At 51.2% G+C, this 22,783-nt stretch carries 22 protein-coding genes; 5 read left to right on the top strand and 17 right to left on the bottom strand.

Annotated elements, in window-relative coordinates; all coding sequences use genetic code 11:
- Window positions 1–19 precede the first annotated feature (19 nt).
- From AC0LWF_RS08125 to AC0LWF_RS08170, 10 genes are all read right to left on the bottom strand, one after another.
- Complete coding sequence (locus tag AC0LWF_RS08125; RefSeq protein ID WP_474651042.1) at window positions 20–799, bottom strand: sugar phosphate isomerase/epimerase family protein; 780 nt, start codon at window positions 797–799, stop codon at window positions 20–22.
- Window positions 796–1,725, bottom strand: coding sequence for an aldo/keto reductase (locus tag AC0LWF_RS08130; RefSeq protein WP_474651043.1), 930 nt, complete (start codon window positions 1,723–1,725; stop codon window positions 796–798). Before AC0LWF_RS08130 ends, AC0LWF_RS08125 begins: the two co-directional genes overlap by 4 nt.
- Window positions 1,726–2,017: 292 nt before the next feature.
- Window positions 2,018–2,158, bottom strand: coding sequence for a hypothetical protein (locus AC0LWF_RS08135; protein ID WP_474651044.1), 141 nt, complete (start codon window positions 2,156–2,158; stop codon window positions 2,018–2,020).
- A gap of 12 nt (window positions 2,159–2,170) precedes the next feature.
- Complete coding sequence (locus AC0LWF_RS08140) at window positions 2,171–3,076, bottom strand: family 43 glycosylhydrolase (RefSeq protein WP_474651045.1); 906 nt, start codon at window positions 3,074–3,076, stop codon at window positions 2,171–2,173.
- A gap of 173 nt (window positions 3,077–3,249) precedes the next feature.
- Window positions 3,250–3,444, bottom strand: coding sequence for a hypothetical protein (locus AC0LWF_RS08145; protein ID WP_474651046.1), 195 nt, complete (start codon window positions 3,442–3,444; stop codon window positions 3,250–3,252).
- Between the two features lie 144 nt (window positions 3,445–3,588).
- Entirely contained in the window at window positions 3,589–4,338 is a 750-nt protein-coding gene (gene nfsA, locus AC0LWF_RS08150) for an oxygen-insensitive NADPH nitroreductase (RefSeq protein ID WP_474651047.1), read from the bottom strand.
- 145 nt (window positions 4,339–4,483) lie between these two features.
- Window positions 4,484–6,064 carry a histidine kinase N-terminal 7TM domain-containing diguanylate cyclase gene (locus AC0LWF_RS08155; RefSeq protein WP_474651048.1) on the bottom strand — a complete coding sequence of 527 codons (1,581 nt, stop codon included), beginning with the start codon at window positions 6,062–6,064 and terminating at the stop codon, window positions 4,484–4,486.
- A 151-nt stretch (window positions 6,065–6,215) separates the two neighbouring features.
- The gene (locus AC0LWF_RS08160) at window positions 6,216–6,728 is read right to left on the bottom strand and encodes a phosphoesterase (protein WP_474651049.1); all 513 of its coding nucleotides are present in this window, start codon (window positions 6,726–6,728) and stop codon (window positions 6,216–6,218) included.
- 161 nt (window positions 6,729–6,889) lie between these two features.
- Window positions 6,890–7,426, bottom strand: a complete 537-nt coding sequence (locus tag AC0LWF_RS08165; protein ID WP_474651050.1) for an SMI1/KNR4 family protein — start codon at window positions 7,424–7,426, stop codon at window positions 6,890–6,892.
- Window positions 7,427–7,699: 273 nt separating this feature from the next.
- Window positions 7,700–8,257 (bottom strand): DEAD/DEAH box helicase family protein, encoded by a 558-nt coding sequence (locus AC0LWF_RS08170; RefSeq protein ID WP_474651051.1) that lies wholly within the window; start codon window positions 8,255–8,257, stop codon window positions 7,700–7,702.
- 181 nt (window positions 8,258–8,438) lie between these two features.
- Here AC0LWF_RS08170 and AC0LWF_RS08175 point away from each other — a divergent pair, with 181 nt between their 5' ends.
- Window positions 8,439–9,326 (top strand): diguanylate cyclase domain-containing protein, encoded by an 888-nt coding sequence (locus AC0LWF_RS08175; protein WP_474651052.1) that lies wholly within the window; start codon window positions 8,439–8,441, stop codon window positions 9,324–9,326.
- A 65-nt stretch (window positions 9,327–9,391) separates the two neighbouring features.
- On the opposite strand, the gene AC0LWF_RS08180 is transcribed toward AC0LWF_RS08175, so the two are convergent.
- Window positions 9,392–11,365 carry a glycoside hydrolase family 127 protein gene (locus AC0LWF_RS08180; protein WP_474651053.1) on the bottom strand — a complete coding sequence of 658 codons (1,974 nt, stop codon included), beginning with the start codon at window positions 11,363–11,365 and terminating at the stop codon, window positions 9,392–9,394.
- Between the two features lie 151 nt (window positions 11,366–11,516).
- Between AC0LWF_RS08180 and AC0LWF_RS08185 the strand changes: the two genes are divergently transcribed.
- Complete coding sequence (locus tag AC0LWF_RS08185; RefSeq protein WP_474651054.1) at window positions 11,517–12,380, top strand: helix-turn-helix domain-containing protein; 864 nt, start codon at window positions 11,517–11,519, stop codon at window positions 12,378–12,380.
- Window positions 12,381–12,813: 433 nt separating this feature from the next.
- Here the strand turns inward: AC0LWF_RS08185 and AC0LWF_RS08190 are convergent, their stop codons facing one another.
- From AC0LWF_RS08190 to AC0LWF_RS08200, 3 genes are read right to left on the bottom strand one after another with little or no spacing between them, the layout of a single operon-like run.
- Complete coding sequence (locus tag AC0LWF_RS08190; protein ID WP_474651055.1) at window positions 12,814–13,830, bottom strand: NAD(P)-dependent oxidoreductase; 1,017 nt, start codon at window positions 13,828–13,830, stop codon at window positions 12,814–12,816.
- Between the two features lie 17 nt (window positions 13,831–13,847).
- Window positions 13,848–14,687: a DUF6807 domain-containing protein gene (locus AC0LWF_RS08195; protein ID WP_474651056.1), complete on the bottom strand. Its 840-nt coding sequence runs from the start codon at window positions 14,685–14,687 to the stop codon at window positions 13,848–13,850.
- Window positions 14,688–14,704: 17 nt separating this feature from the next.
- Window positions 14,705–15,811 (bottom strand): Gfo/Idh/MocA family protein, encoded by a 1,107-nt coding sequence (locus tag AC0LWF_RS08200; protein ID WP_474651057.1) that lies wholly within the window; start codon window positions 15,809–15,811, stop codon window positions 14,705–14,707.
- Window positions 15,812–15,991: 180 nt separating this feature from the next.
- Between AC0LWF_RS08200 and AC0LWF_RS08205 the strand changes: the two genes are divergently transcribed.
- On the top strand, window positions 15,992–17,167 hold the full coding sequence (locus AC0LWF_RS08205; RefSeq protein ID WP_474651058.1) for a XylR family transcriptional regulator: 1,176 nt from the start codon (window positions 15,992–15,994) through the stop codon (window positions 17,165–17,167).
- A gap of 131 nt (window positions 17,168–17,298) precedes the next feature.
- Here the strand turns inward: AC0LWF_RS08205 and AC0LWF_RS08210 are convergent, their stop codons facing one another.
- Complete coding sequence (locus AC0LWF_RS08210; RefSeq protein WP_474651059.1) at window positions 17,299–18,777, bottom strand: arylsulfatase; 1,479 nt, start codon at window positions 18,775–18,777, stop codon at window positions 17,299–17,301.
- A gap of 179 nt (window positions 18,778–18,956) precedes the next feature.
- Here AC0LWF_RS08210 and AC0LWF_RS08215 point away from each other — a divergent pair, with 179 nt between their 5' ends.
- On the top strand, window positions 18,957–19,973 hold the full coding sequence (locus tag AC0LWF_RS08215) for a formylglycine-generating enzyme family protein (protein ID WP_474651060.1): 1,017 nt from the start codon (window positions 18,957–18,959) through the stop codon (window positions 19,971–19,973).
- 51 nt (window positions 19,974–20,024) lie between these two features.
- Here the strand turns inward: AC0LWF_RS08215 and AC0LWF_RS08220 are convergent, their stop codons facing one another.
- Window positions 20,025–20,558, bottom strand: coding sequence for a chromate transporter (locus AC0LWF_RS08220; protein ID WP_090580372.1), 534 nt, complete (start codon window positions 20,556–20,558; stop codon window positions 20,025–20,027).
- Window positions 20,559–20,578: 20 nt separating this feature from the next.
- On the bottom strand, window positions 20,579–21,217 hold the full coding sequence (locus tag AC0LWF_RS08225; RefSeq protein ID WP_474651061.1) for a chromate transporter: 639 nt from the start codon (window positions 21,215–21,217) through the stop codon (window positions 20,579–20,581).
- Between the two features lie 218 nt (window positions 21,218–21,435).
- On the opposite strand from AC0LWF_RS08225, the gene AC0LWF_RS08230 reads away from it, so the two are divergent.
- A complete protein-coding gene (locus tag AC0LWF_RS08230) occupies window positions 21,436–22,641 on the top strand; it encodes an ROK family protein (RefSeq protein ID WP_474651062.1) in 1,206 nt (401 codons plus the stop codon).
- Window positions 22,642–22,783: the final 142 nt, after the last annotated feature.

A 22,783-nucleotide genomic window follows, 5' to 3' on the forward strand; every position in this document is an offset into this window, starting at 1 on the left:
ATATTCATGACATATTTAATTAAACTTGCTGCAATAACCGCTTAACGGCCGGTTCCATTTTCTGCAAATTGTCAAAGCTTAGCGCTATGCTATCAAGCGGATTGCCCGGGCAATAATCCTGCTCCACGCAATACCATTCCAAACCGCTTTGCTCACCCCACGCAATAATCGGAACAAAATCGATCACTCCAGTCCCAATTTCCGCAAAGTATTCGCGTCCGTCCGAAGTCATATCTTTCAGATGCAGAATAGGCATACGTCCAGCATACTGCCGGATATAGCTAAGCGGGTCCAGTCCCGCCTTCTTCACCCAGTAAGTATCAATTTCCGGATAGACAGGATTAACGAGGTCCAGCTCAAGCACATAATCCAATGCATATTGTCCATCAAGTGATGTATGAAACTCGAAGTCATGGTTATGGTATCCTGCCCGCAATCCCAAATCAGTCACTTGGCTTGCGACTTGGCGCAAATCGTTACGAACGCTCCGGTAGCCTTCGGGGTTCATCAGCTCATCCGGCAGCGAGTGACAGATGAAATCCTTCGTCTTGAACAAGCTCGCCTCCTGCAGCACAGCCGGCAAATCATACTTCATCCGCTCAAGGCCGACATGCATGCCTGCCGTATGAAGGCCAAGCTCATTCATTACCGCTGCGATTTCTCGCGGATCATTGCCGTGCAAGCCGTCGATCTGAACAGCGCTCCAGCCCATCTTCTTCAATTCTTTAAGAGTGCCAGGAAAATCTTTCTTCAACTCGTTTCTCAGCGTATACAGCTGTGCCGCAAATTTATGTCTCATCCTGCCAGCTCCTCACATTTTAGATCCAACCATTCAAGCTCTTGTGCCGTTAATTCAATCTCCATTGCTTTCACAGAATCCATCAGCTCCGCTTCATTTCGAGGCCCGATAATAGCACCTGTCGGGAATGGACGGTTAAGCACGAAGGATAGCGCGATTTGCAGCGCGGTGACGCCTTTGCGTTCTGCCAGTTCCTTCGCACGCTCATAACGACGCCAGTTGTCATCGTTGTAATAAACGCGCACCATCTCCTCGTTCGAACGATCCTCAGGCGAGAACAGACCTGTGAAGAATCCTCCAGCCTGCGACGACCAAGAAAGCAGTGGAATCTGGTACTGTTCATGCCACTGGCATGTCTGCTCATCCGCCGACACGCAACCGGCCCATCTCGGCTCGTTCGCCGTCGCGAGCGCGAGGTTCGTACTGCTGAACATAAAGCCTTGCAAACCGTTAGCCTTTGCATAATCATTCGCTTCTTGAATGCGCTGATACGACCAGTTGGACGCGCCGATCGCACGTACTCGGCCTGCAGCCAAGTGGAGATTCAACTCATCCATAACCGGTCCAACTGGCGTTCCTGGCTCATCGCGGTGAAGGGCATACAAATCAATATAGTCGGTTTGCAATCGTTCAAGACTTTCATACAAATCTTTACGAATCGCTTCCGCATTCACCCGAGGTCCCGGGCTCCCGTCGTCATGATGAGCGCCTTTAGTCATAATGACCATCTGACTGCGGTTTCCTCTAGCTGCCATCCACTCGCCGATCGTCACTTCTGCTCTTCGGTATTGATGCGCTGTATCGATAGTCGTTCCGCCAGCTGCAACAAAGATATCGAGCATTTCCATTCCGTCCATCTTACTAATATCGCCTGTCCCCATCATAAGCCGAGACAGTGAAACGCCATTAATCGTCAAGAATTCCATTATATATTGCCTCCCTGTATGACTAGCTTTTTCTCTGGTATCGATACCAGAATTGTAATATATGATTCAGAGATGCCTAAAATAATAGCGCATTCCACATATTTCAATGGTAGATTAAGCGCTTAATCATATTGTACAGATAATAACGATTGTTCTCAACAGCTTTTTGTATGCGCTATCAAAATACGCTCATTAGCGACATGAGAATCCCCTTTATTAGGGAGTCCTTCCTCTCTTGAAGAGAAAAAAAGGTAGCCCCATGGCTACCTATTGGCATATTATGTCGTTGCACTCATACCATACCTGCGCCTATACTGTACCGGCTTCCATCTCTGTCGAAATAAATCGTAATTCGGTTGCCACGATAAGAGACGTCCTGAAGCAGAAAATAGTCCCCGTGTTCAGGCACAAGGGGATTCACATCGTTAAACATGAATTTCTCCCCCTAGAATCCCAAGTCCTCGCCGTCATGGAATGCCGCACCAATCTGTTCAACGTGGCCGTTCCTTCCGTTATACCAGAGCAGCCAGCGTTCGTCGTCATAGATTGCGTAAGGCTTATAACACGCTTCCCCATCCCAGCTCCTTCCCCCAGGCGATAGAATCGGATTGGCCGGCAATCGCTCCCAATTGCTGATGCCGTCACGCGAACGGGCGATTCCGATGCGAGCAGTGTGCACATCTTCAAATCCAATATAGAACATCACATACCATGCATCGTGTTTGACGACCTGACACGCGGTGACCTTATGCTGCTCCCATCGGCTTGAAGGGTCCGCGCGAAAGATCGGATTTGCCTCATGTTTAGTCCAATCGATACCATCTTTACTTGTCGCGTATCCGATTGCATCAGGCTCATACTGTTCGCCTCCCGAATACCACATCTGGAATATCTCTCCTTCCTCATCCCAGATGACATGCGGGCACATGACGGCGTTTCTCTCCCATTGCTCGTCGAAGGAGAGTACCGGCTTGTCCAGGCGAGACCACCGGTATCCGTCTGCGCTCTCTGCATAGCCGATCCATGAATGGCCATGCTCTTGGCCAGGCTGGACTTGTCCCGTGTACCACATGAGATAGCGGTTGCCCTTCTTCAATACGACGGGTCGATTGATCTCTTCTTCCCACCCGCTCTCCTTGCGAGGCCCAATCAGAATAATGGGCGCGCTCCAATTGACGCCATCCTGACTTTCTGACATCGCGACCGATTGCTTCGGCCGCCAAGAAAAATACATGCGGTATGTATCTCCATCCTTCAGCACCGCAAGATCAAAACAAGTGCCAAGCTCTCCGCCTAGTACAGGATTACCTTCGTATTTGACCCAGCCTTCGTTTGCTTCCTGGTAACTCATCGTTTCATCCGCCCTCTCATTATTTGAGACTTGCTCTCACACTAATGATGGATATTCCCTAGTTATAAAATTTTTCCTTCTTAAATAAAAGAAAACCCGCCATGGTGAACAAGGCGGGGTTCTCTGCTTCTTATTAACATATCACGTTTTTTTCGTCCGATTGAGTAGACCGTTCATTGCAGGCCTGCATAGATTTGAATCTCATCTGTAAACAAATCGTTAAGCGAGCTCACAGTACCATCTTTCTCCACCTGAAATAAGTCCAGTTTCTCACCATTTACAGTCATCTCAATACAGCAATTCCAACAATAATAATGATGTTTACCGATCTTACCTATATCAATCGAATTACAGTTCAGACACTTCAACTAGCATATCCTCCTTACATTTAAAACAACTATAATCTATCACTATCATCCCCATTTATTTGGTAGTTTATACAGAAGTCCCGTCTGTTAGCAGCGCAACTTCGCGTCTATGAGCCAGTCTCCCTTACTATCAAAACAATCCTCTTACTTGAAGCGGTAGCCTTGACCTTCAATGAAATCGTGCAAGTGACGGCGCAACAGATCCTCGCGGAAACGGGATGACATCTCTTTGGACCAATTCGTATCCTTGCCGCCGCCGGCACGGGATGCATAATATGCCCTAGTCGTCTCGTCATAGTCTTTTATGCTGGATGCGAATGCTTCGTCTCCGTAAATTTCTTCGTGGTAAATAGCAGTCCCCGGTAGCCTAGGACGAATGTCTGGCTCCTGGTCGGGCACGCCAAGGCACATGCCGAATACCGGATAAACGAGCTGAGGCAGCTTCAGCAGCTCTGCCGTCCGCAACGGATTGTTGCGGATGCCGCCGATGTAGACGATACCAAGTCCGAGCGATTCTGCGGCAACAGCCGCGTTCTGCGCCGCAAGAGTGGTGTCGATGGTCGCCAGCAGAAACGTTTCCAAATTCTGCACTAGCTCCCTGTCTTCATCGCCTTCGTGCAGTCGGACCGCTGTCTGCAGCCGGTTCAAGTCTGCGCACCACACAAGGAACAGAGGTGCCTCCTCTATATGCTTCTGACCTCCTGCAAGCTCGGCCAATTGGCGTTTTGTCTCTTCATTGCGCACCCCTACCACGCTGTAAGCTTGGATATTGGACGATGTCGATGCCGCTTGCGCGGATGCAAGTATCGAAGCCAACTGCTCGTCCGTCACCGGCTCCGGCTTGAATTTGCGGATCGAGCGATGCGTCTGCAAATGCTTTATAATGTCGTTCAAACTATTCCCTCCTCGTGAGATAAAAAAAACCAGAGATGCACTTTACGCGCATTCTCCGGTTTTCCGGTGGATATACATATTCCTACTATTCCAACTGGTAATATTGAATTTAGCATCAAACCTGTATGCTGTCAACACGCAGCCCTCATATGCTATATGCCAGGGCTCTCTGAGCCAAACACACTCTATTTCGTCCTGCGCGCTTCGCATCATACAGCGCTTGATCCGCAAGCTTGAGCAGCTGCTTCACCTCATAAGCGGCTTGACCGTCTCCCGCAGCAACGCCGAAGCTGGCTGTAATCGCGATCGACTCCACCGGCATCGCCATCGGGTGATCCGCAATCTTAGCGCGAATGCGCTCCGCAGCTTGTCCCGCCTCTTCCAGTGTCATGCCAGGCAGCGCGACGACGAACTCCTCGCCGCCATACCGAGCGAACACATCTCCATCACGAAGCATGCGGCGGCATACGGTGACGACGTGCTGCAGCGCTTGGTCGCCGACATCATGACCATACGTATCGTTAATTCGCTTAAAATAATCAATATCAAACAGCAGAACGGCGAAGCTGCCACCGCTTGCTATCGACTGCGCAATGAGCTGTTCGCTCATGTGCAGGAAGTGATTGCGATTGTAGATCCCCGTCAGCCCATCGTAGAAAGCAAGCGAATGCAGCTGTTTCTGCAGCTCTACCTGCTCCGAAATATCAATAAGAATGAGCAGCTTGCCGACCACCTGCCCCCCGCTCTTACGGACGACCGAGGAACGAACGCTGTAATGATAGGACCGATCGCCGATCGTCCAGATCACTTCTCGCTCATCTTGAAGATCACCATTCACCAGATTCGCAAGCGGCTCATCGGTATAGTACTGCCATAACTCGTCAATGTGCATGCCGAGATGCTGCGCGGACAGCTCAGGCATAACGAGCGCAGCTGGCGGATTATAATCGGCGAGCCGATTCTCCAGATCCAGCACAAGAACGCTGTCGCTCATGCTCTCAAACAGATTATCGCGGGCAATTGGCACCACGTTCAACATGCCTCTGCCAGCGAGCGCCCACATATAGAGTGCGGACGTGAAGGCCATAATGGCGGGAATCGGATCAATGCCATCTGGCGTCAGATTGCCCAAGTACAAGAAATCTCCTGCCAGCGGCAGCAATAGCGCCGCAAGCATCGTCATATGCTGAAGCCGATACGACGATTTCATGCGATTCCAATAGATGAGCAGCAGCGTAACGCCGCCGATCATGCAGCCGAATGTATAAGCACCAGCGATAATGTACCACGGCCCGGCGTTCAGGTTCGCTTTTAGAAAAGAAGCCCCTTGCTTCAGCTCAATCGAGCGGTAGTATAGCCCATGCGCGTCGTTCGTCAGCACAAGCACAAGTGTAATGACCGGAAGGATGAACATCGCAATACGGACAGGACGTTTTAGTAAGCGGTCCATGCCGAGGAAGTACATAACAAGCAGCAAATTAAGCGGCGGCAGAAACGGCATCCCGAAATATTCCGCCTTAATCCAGAGCTTAACCTCCGCAAGAGTGCTTGCTGAAAGCTCAAGCGTAGAGCCGAATACATAAACCGCCGAGAGAAGCGTGAAGGCGATGAAGGTTTTCGACATGGACTGCTTGGCCCGGTAAAAGAAAACGTAAATGCCCATAATGACATTAATGACGCCGGCCGTCACCATAAGCGTTAATATCGCCGAATAAGGCGTTCCCACTATATAAACAACTCCACTTATCGGTTGAAACCCGGCTGCCTGGTCACAACCGATTCAAAATGTGCGATTGACTCCAATTCATGTTCTTTCTCAGCAGTATAAAGCATTTTACCCAAGCTGTCCTGAACATTTACTGCCGCCTCGCATAAGGTCATTCGCCCTCTTCGCTCGGCACAACGGCATCGCGGATCTGCTCGAACGTAATCGGGGTGTAGTCCCAGTGTTCTACGCTGACGTTGAAGTAGTTGCTTCCTGCATATTTTTGCGAATGAATATGTCCATGCACGTTCACGTACGGCATATGCTTGTTCATATACATCGGCTCATGCGAGAGGAAGAAGAAATCCTTGTAGATGATCGGATGCTCGCTCACCTCATCGAAGCCAACCTCCAGCCACCACGCCCGCGAGCGGCCCCTGTCATGATTGCCGAGAATGAGGATCTTGTAACCGTTCAGCCGCGACACGATCGCCTTCGTCTTCTCTTGATTCAGAAACGAGAAATCGCCCAAGTGAAATACTTTATCTTTCTTGCCGACGACCGAGTTCCAGCTCTCAATCATCCGCTCGTTCATCTCATTGACATCGGCGAAAGGCCTCGATTCGAAATCTATAATGTGTTTATGTCCAAAATGATGGTCGGAGATGAAGAATACCTTTTGCATGGCGGTCGCTCCTCTGGTCAACGTTGATAGACAGTTCCGTTCATATGTAACCATTTTAACCGATTACTTGCATATAAAAGAAGCTCCACCTTCCGAGGTTCGGAGAGATGGAGACAGCAAATAAAAAATAAATGCTAATCATCGTTCAAACAGCCCAAAGCTTAATCATTATTCATAATCTTATAGAAATCAGGATGTATCCAGAGCGATTCTACTTCATAACCTTTGGTCGGGACATCACTAAGATCATAGGGCATAATTCGTTTTAGAAAATCTGTAAATGAGTCGGCAATATATTGCAAATCATACAGCATCGCCCGATGCCGAGGAGCGCGTTCATGATCCCAAATATAAATCTCGCCATAATTCTCAATGGAGAGCGACATCAGAACGATATTCCCGCCCTCCGTGCTGCAGATGGGAATCGAGTCCGCCGGCAGCAGCTTCTTGTAGAAACGATATTTCTCCATAAGATCATCGCCATTTTCCAGGCCGAAACCGAAGAAGGACTTCATTATGGTTGACTCCATGTCCAGCGGATGGTAGATCTTCATATGGAATATACTCGGCTCTGGACACCCGCCATTATACTGTTCCAAAAACGCGATATAGTCAGCGGGAAGCTTCAATCTGATTTGGTTCTGAAACTGATCGATGGTGCTTCTATCTGTTCGTACCGAATTGTTGATGTTAATCAAGAGGGAACCTCTATTCTATTACTGATTCTTGGATTCTAGTTCATTACTATCTTGGCAGAAACGCGACCCATTGTTTAGAGGTAATTTATAGAAGGCAGCATTCGCGCCCGATCGCTTTCGTCTAACGAACTCCACAATCGCTATTGGGCTGAAACCACACTCTTTCAAACCCTAACGAACTCAATAGACGTAATTACGGGCAAAATGGTTGCATAGTGCCGGAAAAGCGGCAAATAGCAATATGGGGATCGTTACAATGTTGGAAGAATGCATTTACAATTCAAAATATCCCTTAATCCTCTCCGCAACTTCCTCCGGCGTCAGATCGGTATTGTTAATTCTCAAGTAGCGTTCATGCACAAGCTCACCTTCGACCGAGTTCAGCCGATGCTGCTCCACTCCAGCGAGCATTCTCGCTTCCGATTGCTCGACATCCCGCTTCGATGGCTTATGAGCGAGCCGGTTCTCGCTTCGGTTCCGCTCGATTCTCGCATCCAAATCCGCCTCAAGCTCGACCCAGTACACTTCGCCGCCGTTCTTTTCGAATATATCGCAGATTCGCTTCGCGTAAATCCAATCCTCCTCCACATCAAACGACCATACGTAGGTGAAAATCATTCCGTAGCCATCGCCCTTCGCGAACGCCTCGAAGATCTGCATCCGGAACTGATAGTTCAAATCCCACATCTCCGGGGTAAACCCGAAATACGGGCACAGCAGCTCAATCGTCATATGATTATGGAACAGCTTCAGTTCCGTGATTTGCTCAAGCTCTTGCCCTACCGTCATTTTGCCGACAGCCATCGGTCCGAATAGAAGTACTAGCTTCATCGTTGCCACCCTCCATTTCTTGGTATTCATCTCCTATTCGTGTTTCATAACGCTCTTTCCTACCAAGCAAAAATACAAAAAACGACATTCATATATAAAAGCATTGACTTTCCTATTAGGGGAAGGTTTATCTTTAGGTTAGTTATTCCGGCCGGAATACGTCATGAGGGGGTCGCCTTGCTTGAAAATTAGCGAATTCGCTGCAATGAACAACGTAACTGCCAAAATGCTACGCCATTATGACGAGATCGGGCTGCTAAAGCCTACCGCAATTGATGCGGAGACAGGCTACCGTTCCTATGAGTCTAACCAATCGCATCTATTAAATTGGATCGTCATTCTTAAAAATCTTGATTTTACATTATCCGAAATAAAAGAGCTTCTGAGCGGGCCTACGGATGGCCTCCGAATCATCCAGCAGTTGATCCGTAAGCGTGTAGAAATTCACTCAGCGTTAAATGTGCATATTCAGAAGAAAATCGCAATTGACCGCCTCATCCACTTCATCGAGAAGGAAGGGTTCAAAATGGATAAAAAAGTAGATTTATTGCTCCTTGAACAGGCAGGCGTTCATGAAATCAAGAAGAACATCCCGAATTTCGAAACGTTCCTTGATGCAGCCTCTAGCATCGTCGGCTCATGCTCTCCGCAGGATCAGATCAGCGTATTCCGCCTCGATATTAGTCATTTTAAACAAGTCAACGACGATTACGGCTTCGAGGTAGGGGACAAGGTCATTGTCGCTTTCTATCAAGTCATCGAATCGAATGTCCAGCGTCTGTTGCCAGGTGCCGCCATCGGCCGTGCTCACGGCGACGAATTCGTCGTCATTGCCAAAGCCGGAGAGCAATTGTGTACTCAAACCGCGCAGTCTATTATTGAAGAAATCAAGCGATACGACTTCTCCAGCATCGGGTGCAAGAAGCAAATGGGCTGCTACATCGGCGGACTTGTTGGACATATTAAGCTGCCTGCCATTCGCCAAATGGTCGAGGATTCCATTGAATCGCTTAGCCGTGCAAGAGACAACGGTCCGAACTCCATCGCGATTGAATCGTATCTTGCGTAGGCAGCCGCTGAGAACAAAAGAATTGGAAAAGCCCAGACACATCTAGATGTGTCTGGGCTTGCTTTTTATGACATCGCATTCCCCGCGGAAGCAGTCCGAATCCATACGGTCATCTCTCCTGGCCGACGATTCCCCCACAAGTAATACGGCACTGCTTTAAGGGTGACGCTTGATGACTGCTTATTATTTTCTAACGGTCGATACGGCGTATCTTCCTGCCATGAATCTCTATTATCCGATCGGCCTTCCACTGTGATCGTAACCGCCCCTCCCAGGAGGCTAGTGTCGTAGGTGGATTGAAGCTCCATGCCAGTTCGAATGGTCAAGGCTGAGAGGGCATCGCCGTTATCGACTTCCTCCAAGCAATAGACAAGCGGCCCTCTCTCAATAGCGGCTTTGCCGGCATTTGCTCGTATCTCCGGATGTGCCGCCGTCAGCTGTGCCTTCAATTCAGGCTCCCATACAACGACATCACCTTGTAACCATACACGACAAAGAACAGCATACCCATTTTCCACTTTGTATTCCGAAGGTTTGCCGTTTAGCGTTAATGTTGCCTTCCCGCGGCTCCACGACGGTATGCGCAGAGCAAGCGCGAACGCCTCATTCGGCGCTTCGGTCAGTTCGATCGACACTCGACCTTCCCATGGAAGGTTCGATTGCTGAACAAACGCAACCTTCCCCGCCGCAAGCGTAAAGCTAGCTTCGCTGCCGATAAAAAGATGCGTATGAATGATATTGTCCGCTGCGGACGACGTGTAGATATACCCGTTCAAGGAGCTGAGCAGCCGAGCGACATTCGGTGGACAGCAGGAGCAGCCGAACCATTTTTGCCGTACAGCCTTAACATGATGGCGGCCGGGATTAAGCTGCGAAGCCTTCGGCCACACCTCCAGCGGATTAACGTAGAAGTAATGCTTGCCGTCCTGCGACATGCTGCCGATTACGTTATTATAGAGCGCCCGCTCCAGCACGTCCGCATAGTCGCTCTTCACCTCCAGCTGCAGCATGCGCTGAGCAAAGAAGATTAAACCGATGGAAGCGCAGGTTTCCGCGTAAATCGTATCATTCGGCAGATCGTAATCGAACGTAAAGGCTTCCCCGTGATGCGTCGAGCCGATTCCGCCCGTAATGTACATCTGCTTCTTCGTCGTGTTCGCCCATAGCCGGCGACATGCAGCAAGCAGGCTCGTATCCCCCGTAAGCCTTGCGAGATCCGCCATAGCCGCATACATATAGACAGCTCGAACAGAGTGACCAACTGCCGTGTCCTGTTCGCGAACCGGACGATGCGCTTGCAGGTACGCCAATTGTTTAGTAGAAGGCACCGGCAGCTTCTGCTTCGTCCAAATACTAACCCCTTCACTATGCCTGCACTCCTCTGTGAAGAAGTTCGGCTCCGCTCCGCGCTCATCGATGAAATACTTCGCCAGCTCCAGATATCGTTCTTCTCCCGTTGCCTTGTGAAGCTTGACCAGCGCAAGCTCAATCTCTTGGTGTCCGTCATAGCCGCGAAGCTTGCCGGGCTCGCTGCCAAATACGAGATCGATATAATCAGCGAATCGGCACATAACTTCGAGAAGCCCCCTCTTCCCCGTTGCTTCGTAATAAGCGACAGCTGCCTCTATCATATGACCCGCACAGTAGAGTTCATGCGCTTCATAGAGATTCGTCCAACGTTCTCCGGGAGCTTTTACCGTAAAATAGGTATTCAAGTAACCATCCTCATGCTGTGCCAATGCAATCAGATCAATAACCTCATCCGCCGTTCGTTCCAATGCTGCATCGGGATGATTCGCAAGCGAATAGGCTACTGCCTCGAGCCATTTTGCCACATCGCTGTCCTGAAAGACCATACCGCCATATTCGCCCTCTTCAAGACCCGCCGCAATGCGGAAATTACGGATCGCATAACTCGGCTCGGCGTCCGCAATCCGATCATTCAGCGCTTCCCACTGATAGGGAATGACCGTCTTCCTGACAAGCTCTATATACGAATCCCAAAATCTATCGCTGATCCTCACTTGTGGTGCTCCCATTCTATATTTCCTCCTGGATTTGCGTGATTTTATATGACTTTTGACTATTCATGTTATCCAGTTTATCGTTATAAACAATGGGAAACTACGAATAAGTCCAACACGTTTTTTATAAAATATGACACTCATCTTGAGTGAGGGGATGTGCCACATGAGCAAGCAGCAGACATTCGTGATGATGGAGATCCCTCCTGTTCCTTATTACATTACGACCGGGTTAACGACGTTGCAGCCGGGAGAGCAGCATCCGAGCCGTAGGAACATCGGGCTGTTCGATTTATTATGGGTTGTGAAAGGAACGCTCTATATTGGCGAAGACGATCAGGAGTGGTCGCTGACCAAAGGACAGACGCTGCTGCTGCTGCCCGACCGCTATCATTATTCGGTCAGACCGTGCGAGGAAAAAACGGTTTTCTATTGGACTCATTTTGATTTCACAGGAAACTATCATCAGTCGGATTCGCCGCTGGATGCTGTCCATCCGGTGCGGAATGCTTGGAGTAACCCCTATCGGATTCGAATTCGGCAGTACGCCTCGCCGCCGCAGTTCGAGATGGCTGAGCGGCATTTGCAGAAGCTGCTTGCCTCCGCTGGCGGGCTCCGTTCCGAAGCGTTCTGGAATGAGCAGCAACTCTTCATGGAACTGCTGCATGTGCTGGAAGAGAGCAATAGCGGGAAGAACGATTCCCCTGCCTTGAAGCTTGCGGAGAAGACGGAAGCATTCCTGCGGCAGCATTATCAGACCGAGCTGACGAACGAGAGCCTCGCGGCTGCGCTTCATTTTCACCCGAACTATGTTGTGCGATGTATGAAAGAAATCTACCGCTGCACGCCGATGGAATATCTGCACGAATATCGGCTGGAGCAAGCCAAGCTGCTGCTGCTCAAGACCGAATGGTCGATTGCCCAAATCGCCGAGCATGTCGGCTTCCAATACGCGCCTTACTTTTCCAGCTGCTTCAAACAGTACGCCGGCGTCTCGCCTCTGCGGTTCCGCAAGCAGTACTCGTCGTAGCGTTTCGCCGAAGTACATGCTGCGGTACCGCAAGCAGTACTCGTCGTAGCGTTTCGCCGAAGTACATGACCACGTTCGGCCTCCGATGCCTGATCTTCGTTTACCGCTCGTTGACCGGTGGACGGTGGACGAACGACGGTTGCTTCCCCAGCTGATCGCCGCAGTTGATCGCCGACAGCCGACGGTTGCTCCACCTCCCGCTCGCCCGGCTAACGGTACGTAACCACCTTATTCGTCCAAATGAAGCACGCAAAAAAATGTAACGGACTCCAGAAGCGCTATTCGCCACTTTGACAGCCAAAAGAGGCTGATTTCATGGGAATAGCATCTCTGAGTTCCGTTACATTCCAAAAACGCGTGATTTGTGCCAAATAAGGCTTCTAGGGTCCGTTAGAATGCTAAGATCGACGGCGCAGCAGCTTGCCGATGCCGCTTATACCGGCAAAAACTGCTGGAATAAATGCTCCGCCCAGCGCTCGCACGATTGAATCGTACGACCCGCATTATGCGGCGTATGCACGACATTATGTCTGCCAAGCAATTCGTCAGAAAGCGGCAAAGGCTCAATATCAAATACGTCTGCAGCGAGGCTGATTTCGTCCTTCAGCACTCGTTCCCGAATCGCTTTCATATCGCAGACGTCTGCGCGCGTCACGAGCACGACCAAACAGCCTTTCGGCAGCGCATAGATGTGCTCAGCCGTAATGAGGCCTTGCGTTTGCGGCGTCAATGGCACCATCGGCGCGAAAATTTCCGCATCTTGAACGAGCCGATCCAGATGCCATTCCTTACGAGCTCCCGTACGGTGGAAGTTAGGCTCCGGAGCGAACGGGTCCCATGCCGCAACATCAGCACCTAGCATATGGACGAAGCTTGCGTATCTGGAGGCGATATTGCCAGCTCCTACGATACGAATACGCTTGCCTTCGACCGTTCCGTTCGTAAAGTCAGGGTTATCTCCGAACTGATGCCCTCTACGCTTCGGATTATCGCCAATCGGGTCATAATCCCAAGGCTGCAAGCTTGTAATAATCTCATGGTGGGTTTGCGGAATACGCCGCAAGCCGCACAGCGTCAAGGCAAGGCCGAACTCGGAAACGGACTGTCCCCAATAGCCTTCGCTCTTATGACGGTACAGCTTTACTCCAGCGTCATCCAGCACTTGCTGCAGGTCTTCTGGAATTGTGCGGTCATAGGGCTGAGCAATAATGACCGCTTCTTGCAGGCCGCTGAAAGCACGCATACCTTCAGCGGTAACAGGGCCCATCAAGGATACTAATCTCGTAACGCTGCCCGGCTCTTCGATAAGCTGGTCCAGCGTGCGCGTTTCCCCTCGCTCCAACCGCATAAACTCCGCTGCACCTTGCGCCGCAAAGAGGCCGTGGAAGCGATCCGCTGTCCATGGCCAAACGATTTCGAAAGCAGGACTTACGACAATTACCGTTCTCATCTTCTGTAGTTCCCTCCTTAAAGACTAGCGAATGATTGCCAGCTCGCATTCACGACATCTGGATTCGTGCTTCCGCAGAAGACGAGAACACGGTACTTCGAGGTGCTCACTTCACCATCAGCAAGCTGCCAAGCGCCGGCGATGCAGCGGCTCGGCGAGATACCGAGTTGATTATCGACGCGCCAAGGAACCGGATGCTCCGCGTTGCTCGGGTGATCCATATAAGCGATGCCCGCTTCATCCGTTCTGCCTTCGATCGGCAAGCAGCAAGCGACCCAACGAGCACGCTGTCCTTCTGCTTCCCCATTAATCTGGCCTTCGCTATTGATCGCTTGGCCCCCGAACTCTTCACGATAAGGCATTCTGAGGAACAAGCCGCCATAGGCGTATTGTCCGAAAGTAATCGCGGTTACCGCCTTTAAGGACCAGACCAGATCCAGCTCGTAACGTTCTCCGTGATCCGTAAGACGCCAGCCTTGAGTCTCGATCAGCATCGGCTGTCCATTCGGATCGAGCCATTCCGTCTCTACTTCCCAAGCCGCATGGTTCGACTCGACAATGACCGCTTGAAGACGCAGCGGATTAAAGCTGCCGTCCGTAGGCTTGTTCCGAAGCCCTTCTTCCCAGAATCCGACCCCATTCACATCGTTAAGCCCCACATAAATGCCATGCTGCCAAGGATGATGCGGAGGCACATTTTCCGTCAGTACGCCGCCTCCATCTGGAGCGACGACCGGATGAATATACGGTCTCTTGCCTGGCTCAGCGTGCTGCTCCAAGATCGGTCCAGACTGACCGCTGCGAAAAATTCGAATGCATGATTCCGTACTCTCCACGCTTAAAAAGGATGGCTGCATCTTCTTTCCCCCTTCTCCTATTTGCGGAATTGCGGAAGCTTCACCAGCTCGCCGCCTTGCATCGCGGACTCATGCGCACAGATCCCCGCACAGGTCCAGTTAGCCGATGCATATACATCTGGAAAAGCAGGACGCTCCTCCACAATGCTCATGATGAATTCATGCGCCAGATGAGGGTGGGAGCCGCCGTGGCCGCTGCCCTGTTTGAAGGATAAGTGCACATTCTCGGAAGCGTCATAGACACCTTCCGTAGTATACTTTCGGATGCCTTCTGGAAGCAAATGGGCATAATCCGGCACATTCACCCTCTCCGCCTGTTCTCCAGTAAATACGATTGGAGCTTCACCTTCTAGCTGCTGCCATTCGAAGCTCATATTCTCCGCATAAATATCGAAGCTTTCTACATACTCACGCGACGTTGCGAACAAGGAGCGGCTTACTTCCATTGCCAATTCCGAATCACGCAAACGGAACAATGCGGATTCAACCGCGAACGGAGAACCGTACTTCTCAGCGAGATTGTCAGCGATGCGGCCTGAGCCTTGGCAGGATACGAAGTCGGCCTCTTGACCAGCCAGCGCCAGTAGCGGACTTACGGCGTGCGTCGCATAATGCATCGGCGGAAGACCTTCCCAATAACCGGGCCACCCTGCCATCTCCTGATGATGCGCCCCGCGCAAAAACTGAATGCGACCAAGCTTGCCCGAATCGCGCAGCTCCTTCACATATAAAAATTCACGTGTAAACACACAAGTTTCCATCATCATATAGTTTTTCCCGGATTGCTCTTGCGCTTCCACGATCTGGCGGCATTCCTCCACAGTCGTTGCCATCGGGACGGTACAAGCGACATGCTTGCCTGCTTTAAGCGCGGCAATGCTCAGTTCAGCGTGGTTCGGGATCGGCGTGTTAATGTGTACAGCGTCGACCCGGTCGTCCTTCAACAATTGCTCGAAACTCGTATATCTGGCGCTAATGCCGAAATGATCACCGATTTGGTTCAAGCTGTCTTCTGATCTTTGGCAGATCGCATACATCTCCGCATGCGGGTGATTTTGATAAATGGGTATAAACTCTGCTCCAAAGCCTAGTCCGATAATAGCCACACGTACTTTTTGCTGCATTTGAGCATCCTCCTAATAAGTGCTTGCTAAAGCGCTATCATAACTAACTTTAAACCGATCGGCAGAGGAAGTCGATGCAATTATTTTTTATAAAAATGAGATTTTTTACGTGAGCATTGTATAATAAGCAACAAGAATAAACGTTGTGATTGGAAGATATGTCGAATTGGAGGGTGTTTAATGAGTTTATTTACATCACCAAAGCGCAAGCAGGTAGCGCTGCTCATCGAAACCTCTAACGAGTATGCGCGCGGACTGTTAAACGGAATCAAAAACTACCTTCGTGAGCATGCCTCATCTTGGTCCGTCACGTTGGGAGAATATAGCAGGGGCAGCAACAATTTCGCGTGGTTGGACCATTGGAACGGGGACGGCATTATTGCGCGGATCGAGAATGAACAGACGGCGAAGTTCATCCGGGAGAAGGGGCTGCCCGCTATTGACGTCAGCGCATCCCGAAGAATTCCTACCCTGCCTTGTGTGGAAACGAACGATCAGTCCATCGCAGCGATGGCGGCTGAGCATTTCGTGGAGCGCGGCTTCAAGCATTTCGCCTTCTACGGCGACCCCCGCTTCCAATGGTCGATTCTTCGGGGCGAAGCTTATCAGGCCTATTTGCGGTCGCAAGGCTACGATTGCCTCTGCTTCGAGCCTGCGGACGCGGCGCATGAAGAGTCTTGGCATTCCAGCAGCGAAGAGCTGATCCGCTGGTTGAAGGAGCTGCCTAAGCCGATCGGAATTATGGCGTGCTATGACATTCGCGGCCAGCAGCTTCTGGAAGCATGCCGATATGCCGGCGTTGCCGTGCCTGATGAAGCAGCCGTTATTGGCGTCGATAATGACGAATTGCTATGCGAGCTGTCCACCCCGCCTCTGTCGAGCATCCAGACGAACGCCCTCAAGACCGGATATATAGCCGCGCAGCTGCTGGATCGCATGATGGCGGGCGAGTCGATTGAAGAGAGAATCCACTTGATCGAGCCGATCAGCATTCAAGTCAGACTGTCCTCCAACGTGCTTGCCGTAGAAGACAAAATGGTATCCGATGTCATTCGCTTCATCCGTGATCACGCGCACGAAGATATTCAAGTGCAGCATCTCCTTGATCACTTCTCGGTATCTCGCCGCGTACTGGACAGCCGATTCCAGAAATCGCTTGGACGAACGCCGCATGACGAGATACTCGCAGTCAAGCTGAATCTGGTCAAGAAGCTCTTGGTCGATACGAAGCTCAACCTGGCGACAATTGCCGAGCGTACAGGCTTTAAGCATACGGAATATATGAGCGTCGCGTTCATGCGAGCCACCGGCATCCGGCCAGGCGAATACCGGAAGAACAAAGGGCTTGTTCGATAATGATAATGCTCGCCATCTTCGACTGGCAAAGCCTTTAACGAACAAGAAACCCGACTTCTATTTCAGAAGTCGGGCTTCTCTATTTTCTAATAAGGAAGCCTTGCCTCCAACCAAAGCTCCCCTCTGCCCGATCAATGATCGTTACTGGAAAGCAAATGGCTCAGTACATTTACAGGTGTTTGTCCAACAATAAGCCTCGAACCGTCGGAATACCCTTCTTCTCGGCCGTTAAGCTCGCTAATCAACCGCCCGCGCCACAGCGTAAGCAACTGCTCGTGCTGCTCAAGCCCCGCCAAATTGCATAGCTCCTGCGGATCATGCTCCAAATCGAACAGCTGCTCTTCGCCTGTTTGCGAGAACCAGATGTACTTGCATCTTCCATCGGTCAAATAGTGGGAGGACAGCTCGCCATAGCTATGTTCTCCATGGATATATGCACGCCACGTTACCTCGTCCTTCGCCAATTGCTGAGCGAGTGGAATGACGCTCATGCCATCAACGGAACGCGGAATCGGAACGGCTGCCGCATGAAGCAGTGTCGGCATAATATCCTGCAATTCAATGACGTCGTCCGCCAGCTTCCCATTCTTCAATCCCAATGCACCGGTTGGATCGCTCAGAATAAAAGGAACTTTCGCACTGCCCTCATAAGGGAGTATCTTCTTATACAACAAATGATCGCCCATCAGTTCGCCATGATCTGAAGTAAACAGAATGATTGTATTGCTCCGGACGCCATATTCGAATAATGCATTCAATAGACGCCCGATTTGATGGTCGATATGGGTAATCAGCGCATAATAAGCGGCTAGCGCCCGCTGCCGCATACGCTCATGCACAATGCCGCGGCCGGTCGTCGGATTCAAGCCGTCGCGGCTGCTATCGGACCGATCCGCCCAATCTCCAATCGGCGGCTGCGGCAGCTCGATCCCGTCGTACAGATCCAAGAAAGCTTGCGGCGGATCTAGCGGCGGATGTGGCCGGACAAACGAAGTCCATAAGAAGAACGGCTTGCCCGGGTCGCGCCTGCGCAAGAAGTCGATTGATTGCGTCACTGCCCAGTTCGTGGGATGCAGGGATTCATCCAGATGCCATGGCCGCGCTACCGTCGAGGCGTTGCAATCGAGGCCATTGTCCATAATATCTACACTCGATCCTGCTTTCTCGCGAAGCCAATTCACATAATCATCGCACTGGTCCCACCATGACAAAGGGGTCGCCTTGGAACGGTCCCGGTTGTAATGCATGTAGCCATCATGCAGCACGACATTATGGAAGCCGCATAGGTTACGAGTGGGATATACGTGCATTTTGCCAACACACTGCGTATGATAGCCCGCCGCTGCGAATTCCCCGGCAATCGTATGTTCATAGTTCCATGGCACCTCATCCTGATATCCGACTCTGCCGTGATTCTCCTGTTTCATGCCGGTCATGATCGCGGCTCTTGCCGGGACGCAGGAAGGCGTTGCGGTATAGGCGTTCGTGAAGGTTGCCCCATTCCTCGCCAAGTTGTCCAAATTCGGAGTTTGAATGACGGGATGGCCCAAATAGTGCAAACAGTCCCCTCTCATTTGATCTACGGTAATTAACAAAATATTCGGCTGCATCCTTACATCCTCCCACTTTGTGCGGTTCACCATTATTTCTCTCAACATCCAGCTCTATCTTACCCGCAAACACAGACCCGCTGCACGTCAAAATCGGGAGATTTATCCATAGAAGTACGTGAAAGCGCAGAATTACATGTATAATGGCTTCAAACGTTAGCGAAAAGGAGCTTCGGACAATGGACCTGCAATCATCATCGATTAAGCCTTGCTGCGCGGCTAAGCGGAGCGAAGCGAATTTGAATACTCTCAATTTGAATGTTCCGCTAGACGTGCAAGCCTCTTTACAGCTCGAGCCGCGTGATAAAGCTGTCCTTCCTTCTGACCACGAACGTGCGGAGCTACAGAGCATGGTGTATTTGGAAGGCGGCTCCTTCCTGATGGGAACGGACGACTCAGAGGGATTTCCGGCTGACGGCGAGGGGCCGATCCGAGAAGTGACGTTGGAGCCGTTCTATATGGATCCTTGCGCAGTTAGCAATGCAGAATTTGCCCGTTTTATCGATGAAACAGGCTATGTAACCGAAACCGAACAGTTCGGCTGGTCGTTCGTTTTTCATTTGCTCGTCTCTCCTGAAACGGCAAAGAAGGTGGCAAGCGTCGTTCAGAGCACGCCGTGGTGGTGGGTCGTGCAAGGGGCGGATTGGCGGCACCCGGAAGGACCGGATTCCGATATTGCAAGCCGGTTGGACCATCCTGTCGTCCACGTCACTTGGAAGGATGCCGAAGCGTACTGCCGCTGGGCAGGCAAACGGCTCCCTACCGAAGCGGAATGGGAATACGCCGCGCGCGGAGGGCTTATGCAGAAGAGATACCCGTGGGGCGATGAATTAAAACAAGGCGGCGAGCATCGCTGCAACATCTGGCAAGGGAAATTCCCAACGAAAAATCATGCCAGCGACGGCTATGTCGGAACAGCGCCAGTGAACGCCTATCTGCCTAACGGGTACGGACTGTACAATATGTCAGGAAACGTATGGGAGATGTGTTCAGACTGGTTCAGTCCGACCTTCCATTTAACAGGACCACGCCACAACCCGAGAGGTCCAACCAAGGGGACGGCAAAGTCGATGCGCGGCGGCTCCTTCCTCTGCCACAAATCCTATTGCAATCGCTACCGCGTAGCTGCACGCAGCTCCAATACGCCTGACAGCTCCGGCAGCAATATCGGATTCCGCTGCGCGCGCGACGCATAACAAAAAAGGTTGTCGGATTAAGGACGGCCCTCCTTGATCTGACAACCTTTCTCATGTATATATAACGATGCCTGCCACGCCAGCCGCCGCAATGACGGCAACAGGATGCAGCTTATATCGCGTGAGCAGCACCAAGCAGCCCGCACAGATGACTAACGTCGATACGGTCATCCACGTGAACGCTTCTTTGCCGCTCAAGAATCCAAAATGCAGCGCCGCGTACGCGATCATTCCCGCAATAATCGGCCTTAATCCGTACAGCGAGGACCTCAGCCACTTGCTCCCTTGGAACCGGAAGAAGAGTGCCGATAGCAGCACGATGACGGCAAGCGATGGGAGTACCATTCCGAGTGTCGCGGCAATGCCGCCTAGTATGCCAGCCGAGTCGTAGCCGACGAGTGTCGCTGTGTTCGTCGAGATCGGACCAGGAGACATGCCCGCCATCGCGACCACTTGCTGGAACCGCTCCGTCTCGAGCCAGCCATGCGCCTCGACTTCATATTGGATCATCGGGATGACAGCATAGCCGCCGCCGAACGAAACGAATCCGATTTTTAGAAAAGTAAAGAACAACTGCCATACCATAGTCTGTCGCCACTCTCTGTCTAGATGTAATATTCCGGCGCGAAGAGCTCCTGCGCGCTAGGCCGCGATGGCATCTTATCGATGCTCGTTCGTTGACCGAGCAGCTCCTTGCCCTTGATGATTGCTATGCCCGCGAATAACCCGATCACAATGATATGGATCGGATTGATTTTCAATATAACTTGCAAGATTACGGTCGCGATTGCAACGACAGCCGTTGTTTTGTCTATGACAGAGGCCTTCGCCATCCTGTATGCAGCCATCAGAATGAGTGCGATTACTGCGCCATGAATCCCTTCCAAAGCCGCAATCAGCTTCGGATTCGAACCGTACAGCAAATACACCAGGCTAAGCACGATGACGATCATCAGCGCCGGAAGAGTAATGCCTATGACCGATGCGATTGCTCCGGCGATGCCAGCTTTGCGATACCCGACGAACACAGCCGAGTTGACCGCAACGCCTCCCGGCGCGCTGCCCGCCAGTGTCAGCATGTCAGCCAATTCCGCTTCATCGAGCCACTGCCGCTTGCCTACGATTTCCCGTTCGATGATTGGAATCATCGCATATCCGCCCCCGAACGTCGATGGACCTATCTTTGTAAAGATTGCAAACAGCTCACCGCATGTTTTCAACTGGTTTTGCCAATTGCTCCCCATATCCGCTCAACTCCTTATACCTCTATAATATCATCTTTATTCCATTTTGGATTTAAGTATTTCGTGGAATTTTGTTATCAAATGAATTTATGTCGGATATATAAGGCGTTGATAAATAGTATTCCGATAAGAAAAATCTATTTTGGATTCAAGTTCAGTACTGTATAATGAATCAAAGATGGATCATACGATAGATAACCGATAGGCAGGGATAGCCCGTGAACCATATAGATAGTCCAGTTCCCACCCCCAAAGAACGGATCTACTCGCGGATCGCTGAGAGCGGCGGCACGATATCCAAGGCTGAGCTGCTTGCGGCTGATCAACTGACGAACAGCACGCTGACCCGGCTTCTCGACGACCTCGTTGCCGAGGGGCTGATCGCCGAGACCGGCTTCGGACCTTCAAGCGGCGGCCGTAAACCGATTCTTTACCGAATCAATCCGGATTACCGCTATATTTTCGGACTAGAAATATCCCGGTTTTCTTCAACGCTCGGCTTATTCGATATGGCGCTCAACCCGAAGTCGCTCGTCCGCTGGTGGATGGATGAAACGATGAAACCGGATGCTCTCGTCGCACATGCCGCAAGCTTAATGAAGCGTTTGTTGAAGGATCACGGAATCGGCGCCGAACAAGTTTTAGGCCTCGGAATCGGTGCCGTTGGTCCGCTTGATCGAAGCCTCGGCATCATTCTCCGCCCGCTGTACTTCGCCGCCGATGGGTGGACGGACGTTCCGATCTGCCAGATGTTCGAGCAAGCGACAGGTCACCGAGCCATATTGGAAAATGGAGCGAACACCGCGCTGATGGGCGAAATCGGCTCCTCGCACGGACCACGAGCCGAGCACGCGCTCTATGTGCACGCTGGCGTTAACTTGCGCGCCGCTATGATGACGAACGGGCGCATCGTCCATGGCAAATACGATACCGAAGGCTCAATCGGGCAAATGATCGTCCATTCCGACGGTCCGAGGCTGCATGAGAACGGCAATTACGGCGCGCTCGAAGCGTTCTGCTCCGTGCCGGCATTGGAGCGCGAGGCGCGAGCGATTACGAAGAGAGGCCGTTCATCGCTATGCGAGCGATATGGCGTCACTCAGGAACGGATTAATTACGAGGTCTTATTGAAGGCGTTAAACGACGACGAACCTTCCGTGAAGCAGTCCTTCCAGCAAGCCGCCGCTTATCTTGGCATCGGACTCGCTAATCTGATCAACCTCTATCATCCAGAGCTCGTCCTGCTCGGAGGCATCCTCATGAAATCGAGTCCCGACTTTTATCGTATCGCGACTGAAACTGCTCTGGAGAACACCTATTACGCCCCTGACTACGCGCCCCGCTTCTCTATAGGAAGCCTTGCCGAAGACGCCGTCGTGACCGGCGCGGCATTGAATGTTCGGAATCGGCTGGAGATTGGATAGTGTAAATAAGCGATTGCTCATTATGAAGCAATCGCTTTTTTTGTTGTTGCGAAACTACCCGGCGCCCCTCGAAAAATTTCTGGTTGTCCACGTATTGCGCAACTAACTGTTTAGTGTATATACTGTTTATATAAATAACTGT

The sequence above is a fragment of the Paenibacillus sp. sgz302114 genome (assembly GCF_056120345.1).